Source organism: Ruminococcus sp. CAG:57 (genome assembly GCF_000435935.1).
Classification (GTDB): domain Bacteria; phylum Bacillota; class Clostridia; order Oscillospirales; family Ruminococcaceae; genus Hominimerdicola; species Hominimerdicola aceti.
The window spans coordinates 59335-67685 of record NZ_FR890683.1; the positions used below are offsets into that span (position 1 = coordinate 59335).

Sequence of the window (8351 nt, forward strand, 5' to 3'; positions counted from 1 at the left end):
GAAATTAGTTCTCGAAAAGTGCTGTTGAAAGATATCTCTCACCTGTATCAGGGAGAAGTGCAACGATAGTCTTGCCCTTGTTCTCAGGTCTCTTTGAAAGTATCTCAGCGGCTTTAAGCGCTGCACCTGATGAAATACCAACAAGGATACCCTCTGTTTTAGCGAACTTGTTGCCTGTCTTGAAAGCGTCCTCATTCTCGATAGGGAGGATCTCGTCATAAACCTTTGTATCGAGGACATCAGGAACGAAGCCTGCGCCGATACCCTGAATTTTGTGTGGACCTGATTTGCCCTGTGAAAGAACAGGTGAAGTTGCAGGCTCTACTGCTACTATCTTAACGTCAGGGTTCTTTGATTTGAGATACTGACCAACACCTGTTACTGTTCCGCCTGTGCCAACGCCTGCGATAAAGATATCTACCTTACCGTCTGTATCTTCCCAGATCTCAGGACCTGTTGTTGCAAAGTGAGCGGCTGGGTTTGCTGGGTTTACGAACTGACCGAGGATAACTGAGTTCTCGATCTCGCCCTTAAGCTCGTCAGCCTTCTTGATAGCACCTGTCATGCCCTTTGCGCCTTCTGTGAGAACTATCTGTGCGCCATATGCCTTAAGAAGATTTCTTCTTTCGATACTCATTGTTTCAGGCATTGTAAGAATTACCTTGTAGCCCTTTGATACGCCCACAGCCGCAAGACCGATACCTGTGTTTCCTGATGTAGGCTCTATAATAGTTGCGCCTTTCTTGAGAACGCCCTTCTTCTCAGCTTCCTCGATCATTGCAAGTGCAACTCTGTCCTTAACGCTTCCTGCCGGGTTGAAATATTCAAGCTTTGCAAGGATAGTTGCGTCAGCCTCTACTGCCTTTTCAAAATTAACTGCTTCGATTATTGGAGTTTTTCCGATAAGCTCCGAAACGCCCTTATAGATCTTTGACATTTTAATCTACCTCCGATATGAAAATTATTTTATGCGGTTTTCTGTACCGCTTATGTTTGCTATGGTTATACTATATCACTTTATTCCTACTATGTCAATAGGATTAATATGCTTTCTATGTTTTATACAACAAAGCCAGCTTATTCCGAGCTTCGATTTGTGCATTATGACCTATAATCATACTCAGTAATGCAATATGGCTTATTATTTTCATCGCAAAGCTCCACAAATTTTCTGCCCACATCGGTATAAACAAGAGCCTTTATGGCTTTACCACGCTTCAAGGGATTTTTATATTCCACACGGATACGCTTCACAGCAGACTCGTTTTCCACAAACTCGTCTGTTATGTCAAGATATCTCGCATTGTTGACGTGTTCGTTCATGTCGATATAGCATTTCAGCACCGGGATATCCTCATACACCTGTGGCTCAGTATCAGGTAGGGCTATCTTTCTTGGAAGATACTCCATATCAAGCTTTGGATAGAGCTTCACCCTATCAACAAGCTCCTGTGGAACTTTTATAGGCCGCTGAGAGGTCTTGTCCATGAAAGCGCCAGAAGCTATAGACTTCACGCAGATATCACCGTTTTCGTCATATATAACTGTATTTCTGTAGCCATACATTCTTTTTAGCTCATATGTCCATGTTTTGACGGTGAGCTTTTCGTTTTGCTCAGGTCTGCGGACTATATCAAGCTGTCTTGACACAAGAAACATCACGCAGTTTTCTTTCTCAAAAAAAGGCGACATAACAGGGTGAGTGTCAAGGTGGATAACAGAGCAATCCTGCAAAAGATCAACAAGGCAGCTATTTCTTATTATGCCATGCGAACCTATCTGGCTGCAATTTACAGTGCGTTTCATTTCGTACATATTGCTTTCCTCCATTCTGCTATATGATAATTATACAACTTATTGTCGCTTTTTTCAACAGCACATAGGTACAAATGTTAACAGAGGTAAAGAAATGTTAAAAAAAACTTGTTGAAATTAGTCCGCTTTGCTACTTATAATGATATTACAGCAATTTTACAGGAGGCAAAATATGTTTTTATGGTTAATGATAGCTATTCTTGTGGCGGTCTGCTCTGTGGCTGGCTTTATTTATCTCACAAGAAGAATATCAGCTTTTGGCTTTATAAAAAAGCTTTCAAAGGATAAAAAGGTACTTAAATACGCCATAAGTGCAGGTCTTATAGTGCTCACAGGCGGCATAATATGGCTTATATGGGACTGGATAAATGCGATAATCTGTTTGCTGCATCTTGTTATATTCTGGCTTTTGTGCGACTTGTTTGTGTTCATTGGAAAGAAGATATCAAAGAAACAGGCAAGCAAATGCCTTGCAGGCTTTATCGCCGTGCCGCTGACGGTGGTTTATCTTGCGGTGGGCTGGTATCTTTGCAGCAATGTGTGGGAAACTGACTACACACTGAAAACTGATAAGAAGTCAGGTGACATAAGGATAGTTCAATTTGCAGACTCTCACGTTGGCACAACATTCCATGGGGACGGCTTCGCAAAGTACATGGAAGAGATACAGAAGCTTGACCCCGATGTGGTGCTTATAACAGGCGACTTTGTTGATGATGACACATCAAAAGAGGACATGATACAGTGCTGTGAAGCTCTTGGCAAGCTGAAAACAAAATACGGCGTTTATTTCTCATTTGGCAACCATGACAAGGGATACTATGACCCTTCGTATCGTGGCTACAGCGGTGACGATCTTATTGCGGAGCTTGAAAAGAACAATGTCAACGTATTACAGGACGACACCGTGCTTATCGACGATCGTTTCTACATAATAGGCAGACAGGACAGGTCTGAGGAAATGGAAAAGGGCGGTCACAGAGCATCTATGGAAGAGCTCACAAAGGATCTTGACAGCTCGAAGTTCACAGTTGTAATGGATCACCAGCCTTGTGATTATGACGCTCAGGCGGCGTCAAAGGTAGACCTTGTTTTGTCAGGTCACACACACGGCGGTCAGCTCATACCAATAAACTTCCTTGGCACTCTCATCGGCGGCAATGACCGCACATACGGCTATGAAAAGCGTGAGGACACCAACTTTATCGTGACATCAGGCATTTCAGACTGGGCGATAAAATTCAAAACAGGCTGCAAGTCTGAGTACGTTGTTATTGATGTTTCGGAGAATTAAACAGCAGGACAAAGCAAAAGGGTCAGCGAAAATGCTGACCCTTCAGTCTGTATCAGGGCTTTGAATGCTTTCCTATCGTGACTTTTTTCCAAAATGTTCATCTGCCTTTCGGGCGTTCGCTGTGTCGAAAAACGCTGTGTATAAAAGTTTAGCACAATGTTTACCTGTAGTCAAGCACCGAACCATTGACAAATTGCACTTGTGGATATATAATTTACCATGAAACTACACTTTGAAAAGGAGGTGTGGCAGTGACAAAGGTCATATATCCTGTTATCGGCAGGCAGACTTCCCTGCCCTTTTATCTCACCGGAATAGGCATTTCCGACCCTGAATATCACGTCACAAGGGACAAAGGGCTTGTTTCACATCAGCTTCTTTTTACCTCAGGGGGCGAGGGCAGACTAATTGTCGGGGGAGAAGAATTTGTGCAGACAAAAGGCTCGGCATTTTATCTGCCCCCTAGCGTTCCGCATGAATATTATCCTGCAAATGGGAATTGGATAACAAACTGGATAGTTTTCCGTGGTGAATTTGCGGGGCAAATGCTTGCAAACCTTGGCTTTGACAGCTTTAGATTCTCACCTGAGATAAACACACAAAAACCTGCTCAGCTTTTTGAGCGAATTTTAGTTGCCGCTGCCGACCCTGTGAATTGTGGCGAAAAAACCTCCGCACTTGTGTATGAATATATCCTCGCCATGAGGACTGCAATGCTTTTTCCTGACAGCCGAAACAACGTGGGAAGCATTACAAGGCAGGCGCTTTTGTATATTGACAGCCGATACATGGAGGATATCACCGCAGAAACACTTGCAGGACTTTCGGGAGTGTCAGTACAACATTTCTGCCGTGTTTTTAAAGCAGAAACTTCAATGCGTCCCCTTGAATATATTGCAAAGCGACGTATCTCTCAGGCAAAATCTCTGCTTCTTAACACCGGCTCTGACATAGGCGACATAGGCAAGCAGGTGGGCTATGAGGACAGAAACTATTTCAGCATCGTTTTCAAAAAGCAGGAGGGCGTTTCGCCAAAAGAATACCGTCGTTCAAGAGGAACAGGTTTGTAATAATATTTTAAGCTTTATTAGAATTTTCTTAGCATATTTCAAAGCAAAATGTTCGTATCTTAATAATATGCAAAATATTTCAGATTGACCATACACTCCTTTAAGCTTATAATTGTCATAAGAAAGCAAGAAGCCATGCTTTATGCAAGGAGGATAACTTATGACGATACTAAAAAGGAGCGCGTCAATGGTGTCAGCATTGGTCATGATGATATCTAGCGCAGGCGCTTACAATTGCAGTGCGGAGGGAACAACGGTGAACGATAGCAATACAAATAATACAAGAGAGATAGTTATTGACGGAACTACGGCTCAGCTCAAAGAAAATATGCGCTACAGAGGGGCAGGCATGGTGAGTGCAAACAACTCATCAAGGCTTCTGTTGGATTACAAGGCTGAACACCCAGATGTATATGAGCAGATAATGGAATATATGTTTGGCAAAGAGGGTATCGGCATTACTCACCTTAAGTTGGAAATGGGTGCGGATATAAACTCATCATCAGGCACAGAACCATCTGTAATGAGAACAGAGGACGAAAAGGCTGACGTAACAAGAGGTGCGGCATACCAGCTTGCCGCTGACGCAAAGAAGATAAATCCTGACCTCACATTGGATATGCTTTGGTGGAGTGAACCAAAGTGGGTATCTGACGCTTCCGACGTTTATGCTGCAAGATACAAATGGTATAAAAACACCCTTGACGCCGCTTATGAAACATATGGACTTGAATTTGACTATGTAAGTGCTGTGCAGAATGAGCGTGGAGCTGACCCTGAATGGGTGAAATATCTTTCCTCACATCTCAAAAGTGAAAAAGGCACCCCTTATGACTACTCAAAGATAAAGATAGTCGGTGGAGAAGAGGTCTGCACATGGGGCTTTGCTGACAGAATGTATGAGGACAGCGAACTTATGAACGTTGTTGACGTGGTGGGAAGCCATTACACAAGTGAGTCCACCGAGAACGCACAGAAGCTTGCATATGAAGAAAACAAAGAGCTTTGGTTCAGCGAAGCAAGCTCGCCAATGGCATATGCGCAGTGTACATACAGATATGACGGCTCAGGGCTGGCAGGCATAAACGGCACACTTGATATTGCAAACAGAATAATCGGAATGTATCCAAACGGCAAAATGATACTTTATGAGTATCAGCCTGCTGTATCGGCATACTATGACGGCGCTTGCTACTGTCAGAAACAGCTTATCTCAGCCTGCGACCCTTGGAGCGGTTATTATATGCTTGACAGCGGTTTTTATATGTCTTTGCATTTTTCGCAGTTCATTGAAAAAGGCTGGGCTTTCGTTGACAGTGGCTGTTACAGCGACGGCAAAAAAGGCGGTGACGGACACGCTATCGTCGACGCTGTTTATAGCTACATGACCGCCACCGATACAGAAACAGGCGATTACAGCACTGTTATCACAAACACTACAAGCGAGCCTATACAGTATGACCTCAAGGTATCAGGACTTGACAAGGCGTCAAGCAACGTGAGCGTATGGGAAACAAGAGGTCCTGACAGCATTGACGACAGCTATGACGAGAATTATTTCAAGAAAACTGAGGATATAACCCCTACAGAGAACGGCGGAGCTTATACATACTCTGTGACAGTGAAGCCAAATTCTATTGTGACAATTTCTACTGTTACACCTGAGCGCACAGAATACAAAAACGCTGACGAGAGCGAACGCACTGTTTTGAAGCTTCCATATTCGGACGATTTTGAGTATACAGGCTATCCTGAGAATTATCTTTCATCAAGGGGCAATGCGCCAAGATACACAACAGATCAGGGCGGTGCTTTCGAGGTGGAAAAGACCGACAAGGGCAATATGCTAGTTCAGCAGATAACGGCTGACATGAAAGCCAACGAGTGGGGCTACACCCCCGAACCTGTGACTACATTCGGTGACGACAGGTGGTATAACTACTCTGTGAACGTTGACGCTGCTTTTGCGACTTCGCAGGACGCAGGATCAAACTATGTGGGCGTTGGTCTGAGATACACGCTTGGCTGCAATTCATACAGTGGCTATTGGATAAAGCTTTATGAGAACGGAAGCTGGGAGCTTAAAGCAAATGACGGCACTCTTAGCAGTGGAAGCATAGACAGCTTTGACGGCACAGCTTCTCACAAGCTTAAAGTCGAGGCTGTAAACAACGTTATCCGTGGATATATTGACGGAAACATGGTGGCTGAATACACTGTGAACGAGGGTGAATCTCTTATCGGTGCAGGCAGAGCGTCACTTTTCAGCTCATACAACAAAAACAGCTTTGACAACTTCTCTGCTGAACCTGTGGAGGGCAGTGACACATATGTAACTCGCTTTGACGAAACAGACTCTTGCTTCACTTTTGAGGGCAACTGGGAACACAACCTTATGAGCAGCTTCAAAAACTACAAACGAACCATATCAGATGGCACAGAGGGCGACTCTTTCACAGTAAGCTTTGAGGGAACAGGCTTTGCGCTTTCAGGTGAAACAAGAGAAAACGCTATACTCGGGGTATCAATAGACGGAGGTGATGAACAGCTCGTGACAGTTTCAAGGACAGGTCAGCGTGAGATATCATGCCATTTTGAAGGCTTGTCTGAGGGTGCTCACACCGCAAAGGTAACCATAAAATCAGGCAAATATACAATTGACGCTATGCAGGTAACAGGCGGAAAGATACCATTCGAGAAGAAAAAGCCTGCGAAGTCTGAAAGCACTAAGTCAGGCAAAAGCAAGCTTCCTATAGCTGTTGGGGCAGGCGTTTGCGCTGCTGCGGCAGTCGGTGCAGTGATATATGGCATAGCAAGAAAGAAGCGTAAGGAAAATAATGACTAAAATAAGCAGAACAACAGACATGACACAAGGCAGTGAAATGCGACACATAATAATGTTTTCACTGCCCTTGCTTGCAGGAAATCTTTTGCAGCAGACATACAATATAGTGGACACTATGGTGGTGGGGCGTTATCTGGGCGATGACGCCCTTGCCGCTGTTGGTGCTACAGGCTCTATCACTTATCTTTTTTACACCCTTTGCATAGGGCTGTCGGTGGGTGCAGGAATAATTGTCGCACAGTATTTCGGTGCAGGCAAGAAAAAAGCCATGCGGTCGGCAGTATTCAACTCAGCGCTTGTTACAGCTATATTCGGCATTGTAATAAGCCTTTTATCCGTGCCTGCCGCAAGACCGATACTGGAGCTTTTGAAAGTTCCTGACAAGCTCATCGGAGATTCTGTGGCGTATATGCAGATAGCCTGCGGCGGAACGATAGCGGTGGCAGCATACAACTGGATAAACGCCATAATGAGGGCTTTGGGCGACTCAAAAACACCGCTGATATTCTTAGGTGCAGCAAGTTTGCTAAACGCCCTCCTTGACCTGCTTTTTGTGGTGGTATTCAAATTCGGCATAGCAGGTGCGGCGTGGGCGACAGTGCTTACACAGGCACTTTCTGCCATTTCTTGTATTGTGTACTGCTTTGCAGTGAGCGGAGAGATAAGGCTCACTGCCGACGATCTGCACGCCGACAAGGACATGATGAGCCGCTGTGTGAAAACAGGCGTGCCTATCGCCATACAAAACGGACTTATCTCGGTATCAATGGTGGCTCTCCAGCGTGTGACAAACGGCTTTGGCGAAACGGTCATGGCGGCATACACAGTTTCAATGCGTATCGAGCAGTTCGTTCAACAGCCGTTTTCTTCACTTAATGCGGCGGTTTCAACATTCACAGGACAGAATATCGGTGCAGGAAAAGAAAAACGTGCGCAGAAAGGTCTTGCTTGTGCGATAAAGATATCGGTGATATTCTCGGCAGTGGTGCTTGTGCTGTTCACACTGTTCGGTGGAGCGATAACATCTTGGTTTGTCAAGGGCAAGACTGTTATAAGCATATCGGCAAAAGCGCTTATCATAACCTCACTTTTCTACTGGTCGCTGGGTATTATCCACACCACAAGGGGCTTTTTAAACGGCGCAGGCGACACAAACTATGCCCTTGTAAACGGCATGGCGGAGGTAATATGCAGGATAGGTCTTTCACTTATCTTTACAAGGATAGCTTTCATAGGCTATTGGGGCATATGGTACACCACCGCTGCAACGTGGTTTGTGACCGCCATGGTGAGCCTTATAAGATACAAGGGTGGAAAATGGAGGCTT

6 protein-coding genes are annotated in these 8351 nt (G+C 44.8%); 4 read left to right on the top strand and 2 right to left on the bottom strand.

The features are described 5' to 3' along the window. Positions 1–4: 4 nt before the first annotated feature. Positions 5–937: a cysteine synthase A gene (cysK, locus tag QVO88_RS00865; protein WP_022286644.1), complete on the bottom strand. Its 933-nt coding sequence runs from the start codon at positions 935–937 to the stop codon at positions 5–7. A 164-nt stretch (positions 938–1101) separates the two neighbouring features. Continuing rightward, positions 1102–1815, bottom strand: a complete 714-nt coding sequence (locus tag QVO88_RS00870) for an acyl-[acyl-carrier-protein] thioesterase (protein WP_022286645.1) — start codon at positions 1813–1815, stop codon at positions 1102–1104. Positions 1816–1987: 172 nt separating this feature from the next. Between QVO88_RS00870 and QVO88_RS00875 the strand changes: the two genes are divergently transcribed. From QVO88_RS00875 to QVO88_RS00890, 4 genes are all read left to right on the top strand, one after another. Further along, positions 1988–3109: a metallophosphoesterase gene (locus tag QVO88_RS00875; RefSeq protein WP_022286646.1), complete on the top strand. Its 1122-nt coding sequence runs from the start codon at positions 1988–1990 to the stop codon at positions 3107–3109. Positions 3110–3360: 251 nt separating this feature from the next. Continuing rightward, positions 3361–4179 (top strand): AraC family transcriptional regulator, encoded by an 819-nt coding sequence (locus QVO88_RS00880; protein ID WP_022286647.1) that lies wholly within the window; start codon positions 3361–3363, stop codon positions 4177–4179. A 160-nt stretch (positions 4180–4339) separates the two neighbouring features. After that, positions 4340–7024, top strand: a complete 2685-nt coding sequence (locus tag QVO88_RS00885; protein ID WP_265290407.1) for a glycosyl hydrolase family 59 — start codon at positions 4340–4342, stop codon at positions 7022–7024. After that, the coding region (locus QVO88_RS00890) for an MATE family efflux transporter (RefSeq protein ID WP_288177675.1) at positions 7017–8351 on the top strand (1335 nt) is incomplete at its 3' end. The genes QVO88_RS00885 and QVO88_RS00890, both read left to right, overlap by 8 nt.